Genomic DNA, 24,747 nt, shown 5'->3' on the forward strand with positions numbered 1-24,747 from the left:
AAAACTTTCCGGATCGAGCCACAAAGCATTAAATTTAGTTTTAGAAATTCTTACAAGTTCACGTTATTAATTGTGAATTTCTTTTACCGTTCAACAAAAAATGAAATTACTGCAAACTCCTCTTTATCAAGAATGCAAAGAATTAGGCGGTAAAATGGTCCCTTTTGCAAATTGGGAAATGCCTGTTAGTTTTTCTGGGTTAATAGAAGAACACAATGCAGTAAGAAAAAATGTTGGGATGTTCGACATATCTCACATGGGTGTTGTGCAGTTAAAAGGTAAAAATATCAAAAGCGCATTACAAAATTTAGTTCCCTCAGACGTGTTTCGAATAGGACCTGGTGAAGCGTGTTATACAGTTTTTTTAAAAGAAAATGGAGGAATTCAAGACGATCTAATCATTTATGATCAAGGAATTTTAGAAACAAAAGAAGAAAGTATAGCTCTAGTTATTAATGCGGCAAGAAAAGAATCTGACATGGAATGGTTAAGTTCAAATCTTGCTAAAAAAGAAATCACAATATCCGAATTCATGCCAGAGGGTGCATTAATTGCGATCCAAGGTCCAGAATCCATAAGTACACTTGAGAAAATTCTCGAAGAGCCTTTATATAATTTGCCACGTTTTGGTCACAGAACTATTACTTCAAATCCCAATCTAATAAACTCACAAGAATCAATTTTTGTTGCACGAACTGGTTATACAGGAGAGGAAGGTTTCGAATTCTTGTCATCTCCTGAAACAGCAAGGTCTATCTGGAAACGTCTAATTGCGTCAGGAGTTACTCCATGCGGGCTAGGAGCAAGAGATACACTGCGTTTAGAGGCTTCTATGCATTTATATGGCAACGATATCAACCTAGATACAACTCCCTTTGAAGCTGGCTTGGGTTGGTTAGTTCATTTAGAAATGCCTAATGATTTCATAGGTAGGAAAGCTTTAGAAAAACAAGCCGAAGTTGGAACGCAAAAAAAACTTGTTGGTATTCAAGTCCTTGATAAAGGAATTGCAAGAAAAGGATATCCAGTTCTATACAACAGCGAAACTGTTGGAATAGTCACTAGCGGAACTTGGTCACCAACATTGAAAAAACCCATAGCTCTTGCTTATGTGCCAAGCGAAATTGCAAAAGTCCATACTCAAATAGAAGTAGAAATTAGAGGAACAAAACATCCTGCAATAATCGTAAAAAGACCTTTCTATCGAAAAGGTTTTTGAGCAAGTAGAAACTGTGTTGTGCATAAAAGCCGGTCTTTGTGGGAAACTCATTATTCATGATGATTGAGAATTTCATGCGCAATAAGACTTGTGGAGAACTACGAGCTTCCGCAATTAGCGCAAATGTTCAACTATGTGGTTGGGTTGATCGCAGAAGGGATCATGGCGGAGTAATTTTTATTGATCTAAGAGACCGTTCTGGAACAATTCAAATCACAGTTGATCCAGATCAAGGTCAGGATCTTTTTAACATCGCTGAAAGTCTTAGAAATGAGACTGTTCTTCAGATCAATGGATTAGTAAGAGCAAGACCTGACGAAGCTATTAATACAAAAATCCCAACCGGTGAAGTAGAAGTCTTAGCTAAAAATATAAAAATTCTCAATGCTGTGACTGGTACACTTCCTTTCTCAGTATCAATTCATGATGAGGAGAGTGTTAAAGAAGAAATCAGGCTAAGGCATAGATATTTAGATCTCAGAAGAGAGAGAATGAATAATAATCTTCGATTGAGACATAACACTGTCAAAGCAGCTAGAAGTTTTCTAGAAAACGAAGGATTTATAGAAGTTGAAACACCAATTTTGACTCGCTCAACTCCGGAAGGAGCCAGAGATTACTTAGTCCCCTCACGTGTATGTGGTGGCGAGTTTTTTGCTTTACCGCAATCCCCACAATTATTCAAACAATTGTTAATGGTTGGTGGAGTTGAACGTTATTACCAAGTCGCTCGTTGTTTTCGTGATGAAGATTTACGCGCAGACAGGCAGCCAGAATTTACTCAATTAGATATTGAAATGAGTTTTATGGAGGAAAAAGAGATCATCGAATTAAATGAAAAATTAATTGTAAGTATATGGAAAAAAATTAAAGGGATTGATCTCCAAACTCCATTTCCGAGAATGACTTGGCAAGAATCTATGGATCGTTTTGGAACTGACAGACCTGATACTCGATATGGAATGGAACTTGTCAACACAAGTGATTTATTTTCCAAAAGTGGATTTAAAGTTTTTTCAAATGCTATTTCTTCTGGTGGATGCGTTAAGTGCATCACCATTGAGGATGGAAATAATTTGATTAGTAATGTAAGAATAAAACCGGGTGGAGATATTTTTAGCGAAGCCCAAAAGGCTGGTGCTGGTGGACTAGCATTTATCAGGGTTCGAGATGATCAAGAAGTCGATACAATTGGAGCCATAAAAGATAATTTAACTACCTCGCAAATAAAAGAACTCCTATTAAAAACCCAAGCTAAACCTGGTGATCTAATACTTTTTGGTGCAGGACCCACAAACATTGTTAATAGAACCTTAGATAGAGTTCGCCAATTTATTGCGAAAGATCTAAAGATAATCACAGACAAAGATTTAAAAACTCAGTGGAATTTTCTTTGGGTCACTGATTTTCCTATGTTTGAATTCAATTCTGATGAAAATCGTCTTGAAGCAATTCATCATCCTTTCTGTGCTCCTAAGCCTGAAGATATTGGTGAATCAGAAAGCGTATGGAAAGACAAATTACCCAATTCAAATGCTCAAGCGTATGATCTAGTTCTTAATGGATTAGAAATTGGTGGGGGATCTTTAAGAATTCACAACGCAGAACTTCAAAAAATCGTACTAGAAGTAATTGGTCTATCAAAAAATGAAGCAGAAGAGCAATTTGGTTTTTTAATTGATGCCCTTTCCATGGGTGCTCCACCGCATGGTGGGATTGCATTTGGACTGGACAGAATAGTTATGCTCTTAGCCAATGAAGATTCAATTAGAGATACTATTGCTTTTCCAAAAACACAACAAGCTCGTTGTTCTATGGCTAAAGCGCCTGCAAACGTGGAAAACAAACAATTAGAAGACCTCCACATAGCTTCTACTTGGATAGATCCTGATTGAATTGATAGAAATTAGCGGTAAAAACATTATCCTAAAGAGAAAATATGTAAATTTCTTGGCGTTTACCTAGATCAAGGTAGCTTAAAGAATGATTGAAAAGTAAATGGCAAAATTTGTTTTCGTCACTGGTGGTGTAGTTTCAAGCATTGGCAAAGGAATTGTTGCCGCAAGTCTTGGCAGACTACTTAAATCAAAAGGGTACAGTGTTTCGATTTTGAAGCTTGACCCATATTTAAATGTTGATCCTGGGACGATGAGCCCATTTCAGCATGGAGAAGTTTTTGTAACTGAAGACGGGGCTGAAACTGATTTAGACCTTGGGCATTATGAGCGCTTTACAGATACTGCAATGTCAAGACTAAACAGTGTCACGACAGGTTCTATTTATCAAGCTGTTATTAATAAAGAAAGAAGAGGTGACTATGACGGAAGGACAGTTCAAGTCATCCCCCACATTACTCGTGAAATTCGCGAAAGAATTAAACGTGTAGCAAACAATAGTGGTGCAGATGTAGTGATATCAGAAATTGGAGGAACAGTTGGAGATATTGAATCTCTACCTTTTCTTGAAGCAATAAGAGAATTTAAAGGAGATGTAAAAAGAAACGATGTTGTTTATGTTCACGTCACGTTATTGCCTTACATAGGTACATCTGGAGAAATTAAAACCAAGCCAACACAGCACTCAGTAAAAGAATTACGTTCTATAGGTATTCAGCCAGATATTTTAGTTTGCCGCAGTGATAGGCCGATTAATGATGAATTAAAAAATAAAATAGGGGGTTTCTGTGGAGTTAACTCTGATGCGGTAATAGCATCCTTAGATGCTGACAGTATTTACTCAGTGCCATTAGCGCTCAAAGATGAAGGACTTTGCAAGGAAGTATTAGATTGCTTGGATCTGAATGATCATGAAAGTGATTTAAAGGACTGGGAACGATTAGTCCATAAATTGCGCAATCCAGGCCCTTCTGTCAAAGTTGCATTAGTTGGCAAATATGTACAACTAAATGATGCCTACTTATCCGTAGTCGAAGCATTACGTCACGCATGTATCTCGCATGATGCATCTTTAGATCTTCACTGGATCAATGCGGAAAACATAGAATCCGAGGGAGCTGAAAAACTACTTCAGGGAATGGACGCAATTGTCGTTCCAGGAGGTTTTGGTAACCGTGGCGTGAATGGGAAAATAGCTGCTATTAGATGGGCAAGGGAGCAAAGGGTACCTTTTCTAGGGCTTTGCTTAGGTATGCAATGTGCTGTCATTGAATGGGCTCGCAATATCGCTGGTTTAGAAGATGCATCTAGTGCCGAACTAAATCCAAATTCAAAACACCCAGTAATTCACTTACTTCCAGAACAACAAGACGTCGTTGATCTAGGAGGAACAATGAGATTAGGAGTATATCCTTGTAGACTTCAAGCAAACACAACCGGACAAAGTTTATACAACGAAGAAGTTGTTTACGAAAGGCATAGACATCGTTATGAATTCAATAATTCATACAGAACTCTACTAATGGAATCTGGGTATGTAATTAGTGGTACTTCACCTGATGGTCGATTAGTAGAGTTAATAGAATTAAAAAATCACCCATTTTTTATTGCATGTCAATATCATCCAGAATTCCTCTCTAGACCAGGAAAACCGCACCCTTTATTTGGTGGTTTGATTCAAGCCGCACAAATGCGTGTACCATCCTCGCCGAGTGAGGCATTTAATCCTCAATCTAAAATTATTGAAAAAAAATCACTAGAACAGCAATAAATGGGATCTTCTCTACCAGTAGTGGAATGTTTTCATTCTCTACAAGGAGAAGGAGAACATGCAGGTAGAAGCGCTTACTTCATCAGATTGGCTAGTTGTAAAGTTGGATGTCCCTGGTGTGATACAAAAGATTCGTGGAATTCAGAACTTCATCCACAACAAAGCTTGATAGATTTATCAACTCAAACAGCCAAAGCTCAAGAAGAAGGTGCAGCCTTTGTTGTAATCACGGGAGGCGAGCCATTACATCATAATTTAGATGATCTCTGTAAAGAAATTAGAAAATCTACACTCAACCCAGAGAAAAAATCTATTCCAATTCATCTCGAAACTAGTGGCGTAGATATGCTAAGTGGCAAGCCAGATTGGATAACATTATCTCCTAAACGGCATTCTCCTCCACGCCTTGATAATCTCTTATCTTGCCAAGAATTAAAAGTTGTTATCCAAAATGCTGAAGATTTAGTTTTTGCTAAAACAATGGCTGATTCAATAAAAAATAATGGAAAAATTAAACCTCAATTATTTTTGCAAGCAGGATGGGAAAATGAAGAGGGACAAACACTTGCAATCAAGTTTGTCAAAAATAATCCAAATTGGAGATTAAGTATGCAAACTCACAAATGGCTAGGTGTACTCTAACCATCTATATAAATGAGATTTTGCTTCATTAGATTTAAAAATAAAAATAATGATTGAACAGACAACAATTGCATTACTTTCTGGAGGAATTGATTCAGCTACAGCTGCATGTATCGCTATGGAAGCTGGGCAAAAAGTAATTGGATTATCATTTGATTATGGCCAGCGACATCTTAAGGAGTTACAAGCAGCAGCAGATTTAGCAAAAAATTTAAATCTTGAGGATCATATAACAATAAAGATTGATTTATCTTCTTGGGGTGGTTCCTCCTTGACCGACACGTCACAAGCAATACCAACTAAAGGCATACAAAAAAATACTATTCCTAACACTTACGTTCCTGGTAGAAACACGATCTTTGTTGCTATTGGTTTGAGTCTTGCAGAAGCACGTGGAGCCAATCGAATCGCATTAGGAATAAATGCAATGGACTATTCTGGATATCCAGACTGTAGACCGGATTATTTAAAAGCATATCAAGAATTAGCTAACCTATCGAGCAGAGTAGGACGCGAGGGAAAAGGGATAAAACTATGGGCTCCACTACTAGATTGGGAAAAAACAAAAATCTTTGAAGAGGCATTACGCTTAAAAATTCCTATAGAAAAAACATGGAGCTGCTATCAAGGTGAAAGTAAACCGTGTGGGAGATGTGATAGTTGTCGTATTAGAGATAAAGCATTAAAAGAAATAGGTCGCGAAGATCTATGTAGTCAAAATATCTAGTGAATAATATTAAACGACTACTATGTCAGTGGGAATCACCTGAGCAAGTAGCCTATAAATTGATTCAAGAATGGGGAGAGGCAGGATTTATATGGCTTGATGGCGATGGGAGTGATTTAGGTCGATGGGTCACCTTAGGAATTAATCCTTTAGAACAGTTTTGCTCTAGAGAATTAGAAAATTCAAAAAAGTACTCTAATCCTTTTAAAATTTTACGCGAATTACCCCAAGGGCATTGGACTGGTTGGTTGAGTTATGAAGCTGCATCTTGGACAGAACCACAAAACCCATGGCAACAAAGTTCTATGGCAACTTTATGGATAGCCTCTCATGACCCTATATTAAAATTTGATCTTCAAAATAAAGAGCTATGGCTAGAAGGCAAAGATGAAACGCGCATCTCAATTATGGAAAATTTTCTAAAAAGTACTTTTCATCAAAAGCTTTCCAAACCAGACAGTGAAGCAGCAAAACAAGCAGAACGCAAACACAGTATTCCCCTAGAATCTTGGGACTGGAGGTTAACAAGTCAAGAGTATTCTGAAAGAGTTGATGAGATCAAAGCATGGATTGCGAACGGTGATATCTTTCAGGCTAATCTAACCACCTCATGCCATGCCCCATTGCCAGAATCCATGCGTCCAATAGACGTATATTCAAAACTTAAAAAATGCTCCTCTGCTCCATTTGCTGGAGTAATTATCGGCGATCAGATGGCAAAAGGAGAAGCTATTATATCAACTTCACCAGAAAGATTTTTAAAAGCGTTACCCACTGGAGAGGTCGAAACAAGACCAATCAAGGGAACTAGACCCAGAGATAGAGATCCAGAAAAAGATGCTGATTGGGCAGCAGAGCTTATTTGTAGTCCAAAAGATCATGCTGAGAATGTAATGATTGTAGATCTACTAAGAAATGATCTTGGAAGAGTATGCCAACCTGGTTCAATCAAAGTACCTCATCTACTAGTTTTAGAAAGCTATTCACAAGTTCATCATCTCACTTCAGTAGTTAAAGGTAGACTCAATACAAATAAAACTTGGGTTGACTTGCTTGAAGCCTGCTGGCCAGGTGGTTCCGTAACAGGAGCACCCAAGCTTAGGGCATGTAAAAGATTGTATGAGCTTGAACCAACAGCGAGAGGTCCATATTGTGGATCAATATTAAATATAAATTGGGATGGGGTCCTTGATAGCAATATTCTCATTCGATCTTTAATGATTAAAGAATCCACTATTACTGCTAATGCTGGATGTGGAATTGTTGCAGATTCAGATAGTCAAAAGGAAGCTGAGGAAATGAATTGGAAATTAATGCCACTTTTAAAAGCATTAACATGACTGAAAATAAGAAAGAAAAATTAGGCTGGATTAATGGTCACTGGGGAATCTTCAAAGATTTAAAAGTACCTATTAATGATCGAGGTCTCAACTTTGCAGATGGAATCTTTGAAACGATTTTCATTTTGAATGGAGTTCCGCAGCTTCTTAATGAGCATTTAAATAGATGGGAAAAAAGTGCAAGTATTTTAGAAATGAATCCTCCACCATCAAAAGAATGGTTGATTTCGCTCGTTGAAGATGGCATTAATAGAGCAGAATTAAAGAACATCAATGGAGTCATTCGTATTAATTGGACCAGAGGAGAGTCCGAACAACGTGGAATTGATATCAACAAGACAAGCCTTCATAGTTTTTGGTTGGAGATAGATTCTTTTCAACCAAATTTTGAACCTATATCTACAATAATCAGTCAAACCGAAAGAAGAAATTCTTTTAGCCGATTGAGTTCTTGTAAAACATTTTCCTATAACCAAGGGATTCAAGCACGTATTGAAGCAAAAAATCTAGGCTTTAATGATGCACTATTATTAAATAGTCAAGGTGAAATATGTTGTGCCACGACAGCAAATATATTAGTAAAAAGAGAAAATAATTGGTTAACTCCACCATCTAATAGTGGTTGTCTACCTGGCATAATGCGTCAACGAGGAATTGAGTTGAACATAATAAAAGAAGCTCTCATTGAAGCGACACCACAAGATAATGATGAATGGTTTTTAATCAATAGTTTAAGTTGTCGTCCAATTCAAAAAATAAACAAAAAAGAATTAAAAATATCAACTAACCCCAAAGAATTTTGGCTGAGTTTGTTAAAAATCTAAAAAATAATATCGGACATACTATCTATATAGGAATTGGAAATGTCACTTCAGCTGGCTTTGGAGAGCAAGCTTCTACTTGAAAATCCACAACTGAACCTATTACAACAATCGCAGGAGACCTTATATTTTCTTCTTGAACTCGGTCAAAAAGCTTTACCAAAGGGCTCTTAATATAACGTTGACCAATAACAGTACCCTGCTCAATTACTGCCGCAGACGTCTCAGGATTCATACCACCAGCAATCAACTCTGCTGAGATAAATTTTAAATTATGAACACCCATATATATAACGATTCCATCACTGGATTTCGCTAAAGACCGCCAATTTACAGCTGGGCGTTTTTTATCAATCCCCTCATGTCCAGTCACAAAAGTGACTGAAGATCCAGCACGTCTATGAGTAATAGGTATCCCAACATAGGCAGGAGCAGCTATACCTGATGTAACCCCAGGTACTACTTGTACTGGAACCCCTTTTTTATGAAGATAAGAAGCTTCTTCCGCACCTCTACCAAACAAAAATGGATCACCACCTTTTAATCTAACAATACAAGAATAACTCTTTGCTAAATCAAATAAAATATCATTCGTTGTCCTCTGAGGAACCGAATGATGACCACGCCTCTTACCCACTGAATGAAGTTGACAATTTGAAGAAACTAATTCAAGTAGCTCTATAGGAACTAAAGAGTCGTATACAAGCGCATCACATTTACTAATTAGTTTTTGCGCTTTAACTGTTAATAAATCGGGATCACCAGGACCTGCTCCGACAAGATGCACAGTGCCAAACTGATTTGTATTCATGGCAAGTTACCCAAAATATTAACAAGACCACGATGAATAATATCAATCTCAAGCAAAGATTTAAGCTGCTCTCCTTTACTATCAATTTCTACATTTTTGTTTGGAGTCAAAAGATAGGGAATAGGAAGATAATTCTTCTCCTTTTTAACAGTATCTTGATTCCATCTAGACCATGAATAAAGAGGAATATTTAGGAATTTTTCTAAGGACTTAAGAAAAACATCTGAAGTATCTGAAGAGACAGGGTGATGAATCAACGCAGGTTTAAGAAAAGGACTCTGACTAGTTATCAGATCATCTATTAATGATAGCCATGGTATAAAAGAACCTAGGAAAGGAAACAATTTTATATTTTGTCCCTCTTCTTGCAAACGTTTAAATATTTTTGGTACATCAATACAAACATGACTTCCAGGTAACAAAAAAAGAGGAACTAAAAACACTGATCTATTACCGATGTCAATTTGCTCTGGATTGTCATCAGTTAAAGCCTCTATTGAAACAGAGCGATTTTTATGCCTTTTTAATTGGTCAACCAAAGAAAGAAGAGATGGATGTATCTCACCACCTCTAGAACCATGCACTAGTAAATGTAAATGGTGAGGAGGCTCACAATTAATTCTATTTGGTAACAAAGACAACTTTTGATGGACATCTGAAGATGTATTAGTACTTTCAGCTAATTTATTAAAATTGAGATGATGAGAAATTCTAGATACTCGAGAACAAATAATTTCAGGCGAGGAGAGGGGGTTGATCGAAGAAACACTCAATACAGAGGAAGAAAAAGATTCAAAAGTACTTTTCATAGAGACCTCTTTGCTATGAAAGAGGTTTGGGAAATGCTCAAAAGTGGAGCGATTAGAAGCCTCGGAGAAATTGGACGCCAATACTAAATGAGAAATTATGAAACCAATTAATCAATTAAATGGATAAACAGGATGTATTGAATGATACCAAAATAAATAAAAAATTTGGTAAAAACTGATACATCTAAAGTTTAGATTTTAAAGGTTAATTATAAATGTCAAGTCTCAATACCAATGGTTCAATACTATCTCGAAGGCAAAAAACTAAATCAAGTTGAAAAAAATAAAGCTGCTAAGGATGGACTCGAAATCGGAAAGGATATAGACAAATTTGCTGAAATGGGATGGGAGCAAATGGATAAAACTGATTTAGAATTAAGATTGAAATGGTATGGGATGTTTTGGAGACCCAAAACCCCTGGAAAGTTTATGTTAAGGTTAAGAATACCTAATGGAATAATCAATGCAGAACAATTAAAGGTAATTGCATCAATTGTTGCGAGATATGGAGAGAATGGAAGTTGTGATATAACAACTAGGCAAAATATACAACTTAGAGGTGTTTTGATTAGTGATTTGCCTGAGATATTAAATAGGTTAAAAAAAGTAAACATATCAACAACTCAATCTGGATTTGATAATCCAAGAAATGTTACTGGAAATCCCATCGCTGGAGTTGATCCAGAAGAGATTATAGACACAAGAATATATACATCAAAAATGCAAGACCATTTAACTAATGATGGTAAGGGAAACTCAGAATTTTCAAATCTTCCAAGGAAATGGAACACAGCTATAGCAGGCTCTAAGGATAATTTTCTTTTACATAATGATTTAATTTTTCATCCAGTTAAAATTAATGGGGTTTTAGGTTTTAGTGTTTGGATTGGAGGCGTACTTTCATCAGTAATGAATGAATATGCAGTTCCGTTGAATGCCTGGGTTGAAGAAGAAAAAATTTATGAATTAACATCAATTATTTTATCCCTATGGAGAGATAATGGGGAACGTAATATAAGACCTAAAGGTAGGTTTAGATTTTATTTAGATAAAATTGGCATTGAAACATTTAGAGATCTTATCGAAAAACAATATGGAACATTAAAAGAAGATCCAGGCTCAATATTTTCAGATAAACCAAGGTCATTTTTTGGAATTCATTCTCAAAAACAAGAAGGTAAATATTTTGCAGGAATTCATGTGCCAGTAGGCCGTCTTTTGGCTGAAGATTTACAAGATCTAGCAAATATATGTGAGAATTTTGGTGATAAAGAAATAAGACTTACCGAAGATCAAAATATTATTATTACTGGTATAGATACAAATCTAATTGAAGAATTTAAGGAGCAATCTATCTTACAAAAGTTTCCATTAGAACCAGAAACTATTGCAGCAGGTACTGTTTCTTGTACTGGAAATACCTATTGTGGTTTCGCTCTAACAAATACAAAGGATCAAGCTTTAAAAATCTCGCATGAATTAGACAAAGAATTAGATTTGAAAGACGAATTAAAGATTCATTGGACTGGGTGTCCTAATAGTTGTGGTCAAGCCTATATGGGAGGAATTGGTTTAACGGGCAAAAAAGCTAAAGACAAAGAAGGAAAAACCGTTGAAGCTTATGATATAAGCATTGGTGGATCACAAGGGCCTAATTATAAATTAGGAGAATTAATAAAAAAATCTGTCCCTCAAGATGAATTAAAAGATGTACTAAAAGATTTACTTATTTCAGATTTTGATGCAAAAGAAAAAATATTTTTAAGTAAAAAATCTGGTTCATTATCTCGATTTATGAATTGGTTTAGTCCTCTTGGCAAAGATAAACCGCTGATTAATCGAGCTAATGGCAGCCACGACATCTTTTCCAAATTTATGAATCGAATTAGCAATTAATTCGATTTTATAAAAAATTATTTTTCTAACTTTTTAAATTTATGACTCAAAGTACTTCTCAAATGAGCTACGTCTTACCTAAAGATTCTATTTCTCGTTTCATGAATTGGTTTAACAACCTTGGTAAAGATAAACCGCTGATTAATCGAGCTAATGGCAGCCACGACATCTTTTCCAAATTTATGAATCGAATTAGCAATTAATTCGATTTTATAAAAAATTATTTTTCTAACTTTTTAAATTTATGACTTCAAGTGCCTCTCAAATGGACTATGTCCTACCAAATGAATTGGTAGATGGAATGATTGCTGCAGGTGGCAAGAAATCATCTGTAAGCGTAAAAAACTTGCTAATAAGAGGCTTCTATTCAGGAGCAATTTTAGGTTTAGCGACATGTCTTGCAATTACTATTGGTATTCAATCAGGGATGCCTTGGTTAGGTTCTTTTATATTTCCTTTTGGTTTTGCAAGTATCGTTCTTTTCGGTATGGAGCTTGTTACTGGTAATTTTGCGTTACTACCAATGGCTGTATGGGCTGGAAAGAGTTCTTGGTCTGCAACTGTAAGGAATTGGCTATGGGTTTGGATCGGTAATTTTCTAGGTACAGCATTTGTTGCCGTACTACTTTCAATTAGTTTATCAAGTGCTGGAAATGTAGATCCATTAACTGCTGCTGAAGGTGGAAAAGGATGGGCAGTTGTAGCAGCAAAAATAATAGCTATACATAAAGCAAACACAGTTGTTAAATATGAAGCACTTGGAAGTACTGGTTTTTTCCTTGCATTTTTACGTGGAGTAATTGCAAACTGGCTAGTTTGTTTAGGTGTAACAATGGCACTTGTAAGTAAAAGTGTTCCAGGAAAGATACTTGCTTGCTGGCTACCTATAACTGCATTCCAAACAATGGGAATGGAGCACATAGTAGTTAATATGTTTTTGCATACAACTGGCCCTCTACTTGGTTCGGGTATTCCTTTTACAAAAGTAATTTTTTGGAATTTCTTACCAGTGACGATTGGAAATATTGTTGGAGGAATGGTATTTATTGGAATGCTTTTCTATAGCACCCACAAAACTCCTATCTCTAATGTTTTACCAGACGTAAAAGATGAAAAATTAGAACGAGAGCTCGAAGCACAACTTGGTGCAAGATAAAATTAAAAAAATTAAATTTTAAACTAAATTAAGAAAGCCTAGAAAGTTGTATTCTAGGCTTTCTTAATATGTCTACTATTTAATAGTTATTAATAGGGTTTTAAAAAATTTTCCATTAATCTCTAAACAAATCAGATACTTGACTTGATCAATAAACAAATAGTAAATTAAAAAATTACTCTGATTAATTATTTTCTAATCCACTAAATTTAAATTCTATGATTATTGAAGAAAGCAATATATGGGATACCATTAATAACGCGAAAAAAACCAAGCCAAGTGCTGAGTGGCTTAAGACTGCATACAATCCAAATATTAACTTTGAACTTAGACAAGAAATCGCTATTCGCTTGGGACAATTATCAAAAGTAGGATGGATAAAAATAAAAGATCTACTTAAGACGTATGGAAATAAAGATGAACTAATCCTTGCTGCAGGACTTACTTATCAAGATGATGCCAAAGAATGGCTCTTAAACCATCTTTATAGTGATGACACAATGAACATCAAAGTCGTAGAAGCTTTGGCTTGCTGGGGAGGAACCTTACCGATTGAGCTTATTAAAAAAACATTAGAAGAAAAAAGTGCAGAAATGAAAATAGCTGGTTTAGAATTATTAAAATTCAAAGCTCATTTACTTTCTGATTTTGATTTACTTGAGATAGCAAAATCTCCTTTAAATGATTTCAGAGAAGAGATAGTGATCAAAACACTGACAATAATTCAAAGACGTGAAAGCTTAAATATCTGTGAAGCAATCAGCGATGTAATACAAAAAGGCTCGGATAAATCTGCATACTATGGACTAATGGCTCTTGGTTCAATCGGTACTGAAATTAGTAAAAAAATCCTATTAGATTTAGTTAAAAATTTAAAGAATACTGAGCGCAAAGAACTTGCAAAAAAACAACTTAACTTTGAAATATAAACTCCAATGACAAATAAATATGAAGAATTTAAAACCTATTTAAAAAAAATAGGTAGTGGTGAGTTTACAGGAAAAAGTCTTACTCGCGAAGAAACTAAATCAGCTCTCATGCTGATGCTAAAAGAAGAAGCAAGTGCAGCCCAAATTGGTGGCTTCATGATTGCACATAGAATTAGACGTCCTATCCCTGAAGAACTAGCCGGGATGATTGATGCCTATATCGAACTAGGACCCAAAATTCAATCGCCCAGTAATCAACGTCAACCTATATTTTTTGGGATGCCTTTTGATGGTAGGAAAAAAACTGCACCTATTTATCCTCTGACAACTTTACTATTACTAACTCAAAAACAGCCTGTTATTTTGCATGGTGGTTCTCGTATGCCAGTAAAATACGGCGTTACCCATAACGAACTCTTTCAAGCCTTAGGAATAAATTTAACCGGTCTATCCATAGAACAATTGCAAAGTTTTTTCAACCATAACGACCTAGCTTTAATACATCAGCCAGATCATTTTCCGCTAGCTGAAAATTTAATTCCTTATAGAGATCAAATAGGTAAGCGCCCACCTCTAGCAAGTATGGAATTAATCTGGACATGTCATCAAGGAAGTCATCTACATATAAGTGGCTATGTTCATTCTCCTACTGAAGAAAGACATTGGAAGACCTTAGAACTTATGGGAGAACAAAATGTGATTACTATCAAAGGACTGGAAGGTGGAATAGATCTTTCAATAAGTCGTTCATCAACAATTGGACAGTACAAAAATCAACATGGAACTAGAACTGTTTTTCATCCAAAAGACTACGAATGTTCTGGAAAAGATGTTGAATGGAGCGACATCACAGAATGGAAGAAATTTGCTTTACAAGCTCTTCATGGCGAGGGTCCTTTAAGTAAAGCACTTGAATGGAATACTGGTATTTACTTTTTTTATGCAGGTATAAGCTCTGATATTAAAGAAGGAATAAATAAAGCAAAAGAAGTAATCAATTCAGGATTTGCTCTCAAGCAATTAGAAAAATTAATTCATTGGAGTGACGAAAATATTGATTCCTAAAGTTTTAAAAAAATAAATTTAATACAAAGTTTTTTCCATCAAATAACGAGAAAAATGCACACCACCTATTTGGATTTCCTCAGGAGCAATAATTGTCCATCCATGACGTAAAAGCAGTTGATAACTACATAAACTTGCCTCAGTTTTTAAAGTTATTGGCTTATCTGTAAGAGTATCTGCCTCAATTTGATGTAATAGAGCCGTAGCATGCCCCTGCCGGGACGAACGCCCTCGGCAATAAAGCAATGCCAAGCGATTATGGGGATATTTTAAAGCAAATGCTTCAATCGTTTTATCAACACAACTCACCCAGCCCACCCCTTGCTTCAAAGGTTTATCTAAAATCCCAGGAAGATATGCCAAAGCCGACCACGCTTCAATCTGTTCTTGGCTGTACAAGGATTTATCGCAAGTTCGAATAGCATCTTCATAAACTTCTCTAAGAGCCATTTCATCAAAACTCTCACAAGGTCGCAAATATCGATTTAGACTGCTAAATGAAGCCAAGTTCTCTGACAGTATGAGAAGGTGAATAAATTATGAGCTATTTGCATTGAGAAGGCTAAAAATTCCCACCCTTTTAGGAGCTTTCATCACACTTCTAGATGATCGATTAGGCGAAACCATTGTTTTACCTTTATTACCTTTTTTATTAGAACAATTCACGACAAGCGCGACGACTCTTGGTTTTTTAACTGGAACTTATGCGATATCTCAGTTTGCTGCAGCCCCACTAATTGGAGCTATGAGTGATCGTTTCGGTCGTAAGCCAATCATGATCACATGTGTATCTGGTTCAGTAATAGGAATATGTCTATTTGCATTAACTGTAAGCCTAAATTGGGATAATTATTTACCTTTATGGGCCTCAACTTTACCTTTATCTTTACTATTTTTAGCAAGAATAATTGATGGTATAAGTGGTGGTACCGCAGCTACTGCTACTACAATACTTGCAGATATATCAACTCCCGAAAATCGCGCAAAAACCTTTGGATTAATTGGAGTAGCGTTTGGTTTAGGTTTTATTCTTGGGCCAGGCTTAGGAACAGCTCTTGCTAAATTTAGTGTTACTTTACCGGTATGGGTGGCCAGCGGATTTGCAATATTTAATCTTATTTTTGTAATTTGGTTTCTACCGGAAACACTGCCCAAAAACAAAAGAAATTTACTACCAAGAAAAAGAGATTTGAATCCAATTAGTCAGCTACTAGTTGTATTTAAAAACCCCTTAGCTAGAAGACTTTGCTTATCGTTCTTTGTTTTCTTTATGGCATTTAATGGCTTTACAGCTGTTTTAGTCCTTTATTTAAAAGAAAAATTTGGATGGAGTCCTGAATTATGTAGTGCTGCTTTTATTGTCGTTGGAGTTATTGCGATGATTGTTCAAGGAGGCCTAATTGGTCCTCTTGTAAAAAGATTTGGGGAGTCGAGATTAACTTTTGCTGGTATTGGCTTTGTAATGACAGGATGCATTCTTTTAACGCTCGCCAATATAGACACGTCAATTCCTCTTGTATTTTCTGGCGTCGCAATACTTGCAATGGGAACTGGACTAGTAACTCCTAGTTTAAGAGCACTAATTTCAAGAAGACTAAGTTCTATTGGTCAAGGAGCAGTATTGGGAAATCTGCAGGGTTTACAAAGTCTGGGAACTTTTCTTGGAGCAATAGCAGCAGGACGGTCATATGATCTTTTGGGTCCAAGAAGTCCATTCTTTGGCACAATATTGCTTCTACTATTTGTTATGTTTTTAATTTCAGGGAAAAGTCTTACCAAGAAAAAAGTAATCTCCTAGACTAATAGATGATCAAGATATTAAAGTAATAATTAGAAATTGAATAAATTGGTTATAGATATGACTAGTCCAAAAATCAATAATGAAACTTATATTAATCGTGAACTCAGTTGGATAGATTTTAACAAACGTGTTTTAGAACTTGCTACAGAAGAGGAAACGCCATTACTAGAAAAAATTAAATTCAGTTCAATTTTTAGCAATAATTTAGACGAATTTTTTATGGTTAGAGTTGCTTCATTAAAATCACAAGTAGAAGGTGGAATCTCAAAAAGAAGCCAAGATGGAAAATCACCTGAAGAACAACTTATCGGAATTCGAAATTATTTAGACCCTATTTTAAAGACGCAGCAATATAAAACAAAACAATATATTGAAGATGACTTTAAAAAAGAGAATATATTTATTCTTGAATATAAAGAATTAAATGAAAGACAAAAAGTTTGGATAAATAATTATTTTACAACTGCAATTTTTCCGATACTAACTCCCTTAGCCGTTGACCCTTCTCATCCATTCCCATTTATAAGTAATCTTAGTTTAAATTTAGCTGCAATTATCGTCGATAGTGAATCAGATAAAGAGCAATTTACCCGCATAAAAATTCCTGGAGAGAGTATTTCCAGATTTATAAGTATTCCAATTGAACTACATAATAATGAATCAACAAAATACACAGGAATAGCGATTGAACAAATCATTGCAAATAATCTGTCCATGCTTTTCCCTGGAATGAGTGTTAAAGAATATTCATTCTTTCGCGTTACAAGAGATGCTGATCTAGAGCTTCGAGACCTTGAAGCTGATGATTTAATGAGTGCTCTAGAAGAAGGTTTACGCAAGCGTCGCAAAGGAGGTGAAGTAGTCAGGCTAGAAGTCTCTACAAATACGCCAAAAGTGATTCTTGATCTTTTGCAAGAAGGGATGAATATTGACAAAGAAAACTTATATCAAATTGAGGGGTTACTAGCATTAGATGAATTAATAGAATTAACTAATTTCAATCTTCCTAAATTAAAATTTAGGGAGCATCAAGGCGTTACTCATAATTCACTCAAAAATAGTCAATTACGAGAACAAGAAGAATTAGATACAAGAAATAACAGCAATTTTAAAAGTATATTCTCCATTATTCGCCGTAGTGATTTACTAGTTCATCACCCATACAATCTATTCTCAACATCAGTCGAAGAGTTTATTAATCAAGCCGCGGAAGATAAGCAAGTCATGGGAATCAAAATGACCTTGTATAGAATTTCCAAAGACTCTTTAATTATTGATGCCCTAATAAGAGCTGCTGAGAAAGGAAAGCAAGTCATGGCTCTAGTTGAACTAAAAGCAAGATTTGATGAAGATAATAATATCCAATGGGCAAAACAATTAGAGCAAGCTGGAGTGCATGTTGTCTATGGAGTCATTGGACTAAAAACTCATACAAAAATCGCTTTGATTATAAGAAAAGAAAAAAACAGATTAAGAACATACTTTCATATTGGGACTGGTAATTATAATTCGAAAACGTCTAAAACATATACAGATTTTGGCTTACTGTCTTGTCAACCTGAACTTGGTCAAGATCTTATTGAACTATTTAATTATCTGACTGGATTTGCTAAACAACAATCCTACAGAAAATTATTAGTTGCACCGGTAACTCTTAGAAGTGGAATAGAAAAACTAATAAAAAGAGAAATCAATTATGCAAAAAATGGCTTACCAGCAAAGATAATAGCCAAGATGAACTCCCTAGTTGATCCAGAAATCATAAAATTACTTTATCTAGCATCACAGGAAGGAGTAAAAATTGAACTTATAATTAGAGGAATGTGCTGCCTATATCCTCAGAAAAAAGGCTTAAGCGAAAATATAAAAGTAACAAGCATTATTGGTAGATTTTTAGAGCATTCAAGAATCTTTTGGTTTAATAACGATGGAGATGCAGAAGTATTTATTGGTAGTGCTGATTGGATGAGGCGTAATTTGGATAGAAGAGTTGAAGCAGTTACACCTATTGAGGACAATAAGATTAAAAAAGAAATTAAACATTTATTAGATTCTTATTTAGAACCAAATAAAGACTCTTGGAACATGCAAAGTGATGGAAGCTATACCAAGAATCAAATTTTGAATGATAAGAAAAAATATATTCAAGAAAAAATTATTAAGCTATACAAAAAAGAAGAACATTAAAAAATTTTCATAGCTTTTTTAAACATTGCATCTATTTTTTTGATGCGCTTTATACCTAATTAGGCAAAAAATCATAAATTTTTCGTTTCAATTAGTCAACTTCTCCTTATAAGTGCTAACTTCTTAATAAATCTAATTTCAAGAGGCCAGGGTGATGGGGATCCCGCTGGAATCTGCCAAGGAAATTTCTGATGTTTCATCAGGAAAATCTAATTCGGCAAGAACAAGTCAAAAACTATCTACATCAAATGTAAGTAGTCAAAAATCTCGAAGTTCTAGAAGACAAAGTAATCGTTTAGCTACTGATGCAATAGGTTTCTATCTAACAAGTATCGGTAGAGTCCCACTTCTCACTCCTGCAGAAGAAATTGAGCTTGCTCATCATGTTCAACAAATGAAAGATTTGTTGAACCTTCCTCTTGAACAACGCTCTACCCGTCAGAAACACAAAATAAAAATGGGTAAACGGGCAAGAGATCGCATGATGGCTGCAAATCTTAGACTTGTTGTAAGTGTTGCAAAAAAGTATCAAAACCAAGGTCTCGAATTACTCGATTTAGTTCAAGAAGGTGCCATTGGATTAGAAAGAGCTGTTGATAAATTTGATCCTGCAATGGGTTATAAATTCTCAACCTATGCTTACTGGTGGATAAGACAAGGGATGACTCGTGCCATAGATAACAGTGCTAGAACTATTCGACTGCCAATACATATCAGCGAAAAACTTTCAAAAATGCGCCGTATATCGCGTGAATTATCTCATCGATTTGGTAGACAACCAAATCGACTCGAGTTGGCAAACGCGATGGGAATTGAACCTCAGGATTTAGAAGATCTAGTGTCTCAAAGCGCGCCATGTGCATCTCTTGATGCTCATGCAAGAGGAGAAGAAGATCGTAGTACTCTTGGAGAACTCATCCCAGACCCAAATTCTGATGAGCCCATGGAAGGGATGGATAGAAGTATTCAAAAAGAACACCTCGGAGGCTGGTTATCTCAATTAAATGAAAGAGAGCAAAAAATCATGAGACTTCGCTTTGGCCTTGATGGAGAAGAACCACTTACTCTTGCTGAAATTGGAAGACAAATAAATGTTTCTAGAGAGCGCGTAAGACAACTTGAGGCCAAAGCAATTTTAAAATTGAGAGTAATGACTACTCATCAAAACGCTGCCTAAACATTGCCCATTCAAATAGCTGTTTTTGTTATTGCTTTATGGATAATTATAATTTTATTGATTGCATTTTTATGTAAGAGATATTTTCCTAAAAAAGAGGAGTTAAGAAGAAAAATTATTCATATCGGAACAGGGCCCGTAATTCTTTTAGCTTGGTTATTTGATATCCCACAAAACATAGCTTTCTTATCTGCATTATTTATCACCATAGCCTTAGGAATTAATTATCAATATCGTTTATTACCTGCCATTGAAGATATCGAGAGAAAAAGTTTTGGAACAATTGCATATGGCATCAGTATCACACTTTTACTTCTACTATTCTGGCCTCGCTACGCATCATCTATTTCCATAGGAGTCCTATCAATGGCTTTTGGTGATGGATTAGCAGGTTTAATCGGAAGATCTATTAAATCTCCAAAATGGTCAGTACTGGGTCAAACAAAATCGATTGTTGGAACATTGACAATGGCGTCAGTAGTAGCCATAACTACTTCAATTATCTCTTCAACTAATAATTTAGGCATACAACCCCTAGAAGTTTTAGTCATATCACTTCTAGCAACTTTTTTAGAACAAATAAGTCCTTGGGGAATTGACAATCTAACTGTTCCTATTGGAGTAACTTGTATTGGAATATGGTTAGTAGGAATATAAACAACTAACTACATTTATTTAACCGATGCAGCTAGTTCCTCTAATAAAATTTCAGTTGTAGAAAAGTTTATGCATGCATCCGTAACACTTTGCCCATAGGTAAGTTTTGACAAATCTGAATTTAATTTCTGATTACCCTCCACAAGATGACTTTCTATCATTACACCCATTACATTCTTTGATCCACCTTTAATCTGTGATGCTACATCTCTTAAAACTTCTGATTGTCTACGAAAATCTTTATTGGAATTACCATGACTACAATCAACCATAACTTTTCCAAGCATCTTAAATTGTTCTAACTCATCCACAATTAAACTAATTGCATCGAGATGGTAATTAGTTCCATTTTTACCACCTCTTAAAACAAGATGTCCATTTGGATTACCTGTAGTACTCACTATTGAAGCGTGACCATCATTATTAATTCCTAAAAAATGATGAGGCTTTGAAGCCGCTTGCATTGCATTAATCGCTATCGTTGCTGTCCCGTCAGTACCATTCTTATAACCAACAGGCATTGATAATCCAGACGCCATTTCACGATGAGTCTGACTCTCTGTCGTTCTTGCTCCAATAGCAGTCCAACTAATTAAATCAGCAATATATTGAGGAACAACTGGATCAAGTAATTCAGTTGCAGCCGGCATTCCTGCTTTCGCTAAATCAAGCAATAGACCTCTTGCCTTTCTTAAACCAGTATTAATATCGTAAGAATCATCAAGATGAGGGTCATTAATAAGTCCTTTCCAACCAACTGTTGTGCGTGGTTTCTCAAAATAAACACGCATAACAATTTCAAGCTTTTGCCTATATCTCTCCCTCAATGGAGCTAAACGCTTTGCATATTCAATAGCAGCATCAACATCATGAACCGAACACGGTCCAACAATAACCAAAATTCTTGGATCATTACCATGAAGAATTGATTGAATCTTGTTTCGAGTAGAAGAGACAACTCCAGAGGCTGCCTTATCTAGAGGCAAATCTCTATGAAGTAATGCTGGTGACATTAATGGACGAGTCTCGACCACATTAAGGTCAGAGGTGCTATCCACCATTGAAAAATATGATGAGGTGGACATTTAAAGCGTGATCATAGATATAAGATTAGAGAAGTATCAGTCATAGGGGGGTAATAAGTTGCATTATCTGAATGTTTGTTCAAGAAACATGAGGTTGTAAACAATGAAAACAAAAGGCTCTCACTCAAATACATTCTCTGTTGAGATTTAAAAATGCTAAAAGATTACTTATCACATGTTGCAGCAAGAGAAGCGTTGGGGATCCCTCCACTTCCTTTAGATGCAAAACAGACTCAAATTTTAACAGAGTTATTAGAAAAACCAGATCAAGAAATCGATCAAAACTTCTTACTTGATCTTCTTGTTAATCGAATTCCTCCCGGAGTTGATCAAGCCTCTTATGTCAAAGCGACTTGGCTTAGCTCAATTGCTCAAGAAGAGTCAAAAAGTCCGTTAGTAAATCCTCTAAGAGCAACTGAGCTTTTAGGTACAATGATTGGCGGATATAATGTAGCAGCGTTAATTGAAATACTAAAATCTGATAATAAAGAATTAGCAACCTCAGCCTGTCAAGCATTGAGTAATACCCTTTTAGTTTATGACGCTTTAAACGACATTTTAGAATTAGCTAACACTAATATTTATGCAAAAAAAGTTATTAATAGCTGGTCCAATGGAGAATGGTTCACTAATAAACAACCCTTAGCTCAAGAAATAACAGTAACAGTATTTAAAGTTGAAGGAGAAACAAATACAGACGACCTCTCTCCAGCAACTCATGCCACAACAAGACCAGATATTCCTTTACATGCTCTAGCGATGCTAGAGACTCGAGATCCAAATGGTTTAAGCACTATTGAAGAATTAAAAAAGAAAGGATATCCAATCGCATATGTTGGCGATGTCGTTGGAACAGGAAGCTCTAGAAAGTCAGCAATTAACTCAGTCCTTTGGCATACAGGACAAGACATACCGTACGTGCCTAATAAAAGAGGGAGTGGGGTTGTAATAGGAGGGAAAATTGCTCCTATTTTCTTTAATACTGCTGAAGATTCAGGTGCACTTCCAATTGAATGCGATGTAAGCAATCTCAAAACAGGTGATGTAATTACTATTTTTCCTTACAAAGGAGAAGTGAGAAGAAGTAAAAATGAGGCAAATAGTGGAGAACTTTTATCAAAATTTGTCTTAAAACCACAAACTATTACTGATGAAGTAAGAGCAGGTGGGCGAATTCCTTTAATGATTGGAAGAGCTTTGACAGACAAAGTTAGAACAAAATTAAAACTTCCTCCCTCTACTCTGTTTATTCGTCCTGGTCAGCCACCTGCATCAAAGTATGGGTTTACACAAGCTCAAAAAATGGTTGGAAAAGCTTGCGGTTTAGAAGGCGTGCTCCCTGGTGCAAGTTGTGAGCCAATAATGACAACAGTCGGTAGTCAAGACACTACTGGTCCGATGACCAGAGATGAAATGAAAGAATTAGCGTGTTTAGGATTTTCTGCTGATTTAGTTATGCAGAGTTTCTGTCATACGGCAGCATATCCCAAGCCTGTTGATATTAAAACTCAAAAAGAACTCCCTGATTTTTTTGCTGAAAGAGGAGGGATAGCATTAAAACCCGGTGATGGAATTATTCACAGTTGGCTAAACAGGATGCTTTTGCCGGACACAGTCGGGACAGGTGGCGATAGTCATACACGATTCCCGTTAGGCATCTCATTTCCAGGAGGTTCGGGAGTGGTGGCATTTGCGGCAGCCATTGGTTCCATGCCTTTAGATATGCCGGAGTCAGTTCTTGTTCGTTTTAAAGGGTCTTTACAAACTGGCGTCACCTTAAGAGATGTAGTTAATGCCATTCCCTGGATGGCCATACAACAAGGTCTTCTGACCGTCGCAAAAGCAAACAAAGTTAATGTGTTCAATGGAAAGATACTAGAAATTGAAGGTCTACCAAACCTAAAATTAGAGCAAGCCTTTGAATTGACTGATGCAAGTGCAGAAAGATCTTGCGCCGGATGTACTATTCAACTGTCTGAATCAACAATCAGTGAATATTTAAAAAGCAATATTGTTTTACTTAAAAATATGATTGCTAGGGGATATAAAGACGCACGAACAATAAGTAGAAGAATTATAGAAATGGAAGATTGGTTAAAAAAACCAAATTTACTATCAGCCGACTCAAATGCTCAATACTCAGAAACAATCGAAATAGACTTGAACGAACTCAAAGAACCTGTTTTAGCTTGTCCTAATGATCCTGATAACGTCAAACTTTTAAGTGAAGTCGCAGGCACTCCCATTCAAGAGGTTTTCATTGGTTCGTGTATGACCAATATCGGTCATTATCGAGCCGCTGCAAAAATTCTCGAAGGAGAGGGGAAGATATCAGCACGATTATGGGTGTGTCCGCCAACACGAATGGACGAAGAAATTTTGAAAAAAGAAGGATACTACGAGATTTTTGCAAAAGCCGGTAGCCGAATGGAAATGCCTGGTTGTTCTCTATGCATGGGCAATCAAGCTCGTGTAGAAGATAATTCAACTGTTTTCTCAACAAGTACAAGAAATTTCAACAACAGATTAGGGAAAGGAGCTCAAGTGTTCTTAGGAAGTGCAGAATTGGCTGCTGTATGCGCTTTGTTAGGTCATATCCCTACACCTGATGAATATCTTGCAATAGCTTCCAAAAAAATTTCACCAATAACTGATGAAATTTACAGATACTTAAACTTTAATGAAATACCAAACTTTATCGAAGATGGTCGTGTAATAACAAAAGAAGAAGAGGCCTCTATTTTACAAACCTAAATTGA

Annotated in this window: 20 protein-coding genes; 16 read left to right on the forward strand and 4 right to left on the reverse strand. The window is 35.9% G+C overall.

Features of this window, described 5'->3' with window-relative positions; translation table 11 throughout:
- The first annotated feature begins 100 nt into the window (after nt 1–100).
- The 7 genes from gcvT (at nt 101) to EW15_RS10100 (ending at nt 8,418) form a co-directional block, all read left to right on the forward strand.
- Nucleotides 101–1,219, forward strand: a complete 1,119-nt coding sequence (gene gcvT, locus EW15_RS10070) for a glycine cleavage system aminomethyltransferase GcvT (protein WP_038654814.1) — start codon at nt 101–103, stop codon at nt 1,217–1,219.
- A gap of 74 nt (nt 1,220–1,293) precedes the next feature.
- Nucleotides 1,294–3,114, forward strand: a complete 1,821-nt coding sequence (gene aspS / locus EW15_RS10075) for an aspartate--tRNA ligase (protein ID WP_038655541.1) — start codon at nt 1,294–1,296, stop codon at nt 3,112–3,114.
- Nucleotides 3,115–3,217: 103 nt separating this feature from the next.
- On the forward strand, nt 3,218–4,885 hold the full coding sequence (locus EW15_RS10080; RefSeq protein WP_038654818.1) for a CTP synthase: 1,668 nt from the start codon (nt 3,218–3,220) through the stop codon (nt 4,883–4,885).
- Nucleotides 4,886–5,527: a 7-carboxy-7-deazaguanine synthase QueE gene (locus EW15_RS10085; RefSeq protein ID WP_038654820.1), complete on the forward strand. Its 642-nt coding sequence runs from the start codon at nt 4,886–4,888 to the stop codon at nt 5,525–5,527.
- A gap of 49 nt (nt 5,528–5,576) precedes the next feature.
- A complete protein-coding gene (queC, locus tag EW15_RS10090; protein WP_011824657.1) occupies nt 5,577–6,254 on the forward strand; it encodes a 7-cyano-7-deazaguanine synthase QueC in 678 nt (225 codons plus the stop codon).
- Nucleotides 6,254–7,594 carry an anthranilate synthase component I family protein gene (locus tag EW15_RS10095; RefSeq protein ID WP_038654821.1) on the forward strand — a complete coding sequence of 447 codons (1,341 nt, stop codon included), beginning with the start codon at nt 6,254–6,256 and terminating at the stop codon, nt 7,592–7,594. Before queC ends, EW15_RS10095 begins: the two co-directional genes overlap by 1 nt.
- Nucleotides 7,591–8,418, forward strand: a complete 828-nt coding sequence (locus EW15_RS10100) for an aminotransferase class IV (protein WP_038655544.1) — start codon at nt 7,591–7,593, stop codon at nt 8,416–8,418. Before EW15_RS10095 ends, EW15_RS10100 begins: the two co-directional genes overlap by 4 nt.
- A 22-nt stretch (nt 8,419–8,440) precedes the next feature.
- Here EW15_RS10100 and cobA read toward each other — a convergent pair whose 3' ends face one another.
- The gene (cobA, locus tag EW15_RS10105) at nt 8,441–9,226 is read right to left on the reverse strand and encodes a uroporphyrinogen-III C-methyltransferase (protein WP_038654823.1); all 786 of its coding nucleotides are present in this window, start codon (nt 9,224–9,226) and stop codon (nt 8,441–8,443) included.
- Complete coding sequence (locus EW15_RS10110; protein ID WP_038654825.1) at nt 9,223–10,035, reverse strand: CbiX/SirB N-terminal domain-containing protein; 813 nt, start codon at nt 10,033–10,035, stop codon at nt 9,223–9,225. The genes cobA and EW15_RS10110 overlap by 4 nt, the downstream gene beginning before the upstream one ends.
- 234 nt (nt 10,036–10,269) lie before the next feature.
- Here EW15_RS10110 and EW15_RS10115 point away from each other — a divergent pair, with 234 nt between their 5' ends.
- The 4 genes from EW15_RS10115 to EW15_RS10130 all read left to right on the forward strand — a co-directional run bounded on the left by EW15_RS10115 (nt 10,270) and on the right by EW15_RS10130 (nt 15,081).
- Nucleotides 10,270–11,931, forward strand: a complete 1,662-nt coding sequence (locus EW15_RS10115; protein ID WP_011824662.1) for a ferredoxin--nitrite reductase — start codon at nt 10,270–10,272, stop codon at nt 11,929–11,931.
- 265 nt (nt 11,932–12,196) lie between these two features.
- Nucleotides 12,197–13,087, forward strand: a complete 891-nt coding sequence (locus EW15_RS10120; RefSeq protein WP_038655547.1) for a formate/nitrite transporter family protein — start codon at nt 12,197–12,199, stop codon at nt 13,085–13,087.
- Nucleotides 13,088–13,305: 218 nt separating this feature from the next.
- A complete protein-coding gene (locus tag EW15_RS10125) occupies nt 13,306–14,016 on the forward strand; it encodes a hypothetical protein (RefSeq protein ID WP_038654828.1) in 711 nt (236 codons plus the stop codon).
- A gap of 6 nt (nt 14,017–14,022) precedes the next feature.
- Nucleotides 14,023–15,081, forward strand: coding sequence for an anthranilate phosphoribosyltransferase family protein (locus tag EW15_RS10130; RefSeq protein ID WP_038654829.1), 1,059 nt, complete (start codon nt 14,023–14,025; stop codon nt 15,079–15,081).
- Between the two features lie 18 nt (nt 15,082–15,099).
- Here EW15_RS10130 and EW15_RS10135 read toward each other — a convergent pair whose 3' ends face one another.
- The gene (locus EW15_RS10135; protein ID WP_049752699.1) at nt 15,100–15,531 is read right to left on the reverse strand and encodes an acetyltransferase; all 432 of its coding nucleotides are present in this window, start codon (nt 15,529–15,531) and stop codon (nt 15,100–15,102) included.
- A gap of 103 nt (nt 15,532–15,634) precedes the next feature.
- Here EW15_RS10135 and EW15_RS10140 point away from each other — a divergent pair, with 103 nt between their 5' ends.
- From EW15_RS10140 to EW15_RS10155, 4 genes are all read left to right on the forward strand, one after another.
- The gene (locus tag EW15_RS10140; RefSeq protein WP_011824666.1) at nt 15,635–16,879 is read left to right on the forward strand and encodes a tetracycline resistance MFS efflux pump; all 1,245 of its coding nucleotides are present in this window, start codon (nt 15,635–15,637) and stop codon (nt 16,877–16,879) included.
- A gap of 60 nt (nt 16,880–16,939) precedes the next feature.
- Nucleotides 16,940–19,069, forward strand: a complete 2,130-nt coding sequence (gene ppk1 / locus EW15_RS10145; RefSeq protein ID WP_038655550.1) for a polyphosphate kinase 1 — start codon at nt 16,940–16,942, stop codon at nt 19,067–19,069.
- Nucleotides 19,070–19,223: 154 nt separating this feature from the next.
- Entirely contained in the window at nt 19,224–20,246 is a 1,023-nt protein-coding gene (locus EW15_RS10150) for an RpoD/SigA family RNA polymerase sigma factor (protein ID WP_038654834.1), read from the forward strand.
- Nucleotides 20,247–20,249: 3 nt separating this feature from the next.
- A complete protein-coding gene (locus EW15_RS10155) occupies nt 20,250–20,903 on the forward strand; it encodes a diacylglycerol/polyprenol kinase family protein (protein ID WP_038654837.1) in 654 nt (217 codons plus the stop codon).
- A 14-nt stretch (nt 20,904–20,917) separates the two neighbouring features.
- Here EW15_RS10155 and EW15_RS10160 read toward each other — a convergent pair whose 3' ends face one another.
- Nucleotides 20,918–21,988, reverse strand: coding sequence for a 3-deoxy-7-phosphoheptulonate synthase (locus EW15_RS10160; protein ID WP_038654840.1), 1,071 nt, complete (start codon nt 21,986–21,988; stop codon nt 20,918–20,920).
- A 153-nt stretch (nt 21,989–22,141) separates the two neighbouring features.
- Here EW15_RS10160 and acnB point away from each other — a divergent pair, with 153 nt between their 5' ends.
- Nucleotides 22,142–24,742 (forward strand): bifunctional aconitate hydratase 2/2-methylisocitrate dehydratase, encoded by a 2,601-nt coding sequence (gene acnB / locus EW15_RS10165; RefSeq protein ID WP_038654843.1) that lies wholly within the window; start codon nt 22,142–22,144, stop codon nt 24,740–24,742.
- The last annotated feature ends 5 nt before the right edge of the window (nt 24,743–24,747 follow it).

The sequence above is a fragment of the Prochlorococcus sp. MIT 0801 genome (assembly GCF_000757865.1).
Classification (GTDB): domain Bacteria; phylum Cyanobacteriota; class Cyanobacteriia; order PCC-6307; family Cyanobiaceae; genus Prochlorococcus_B.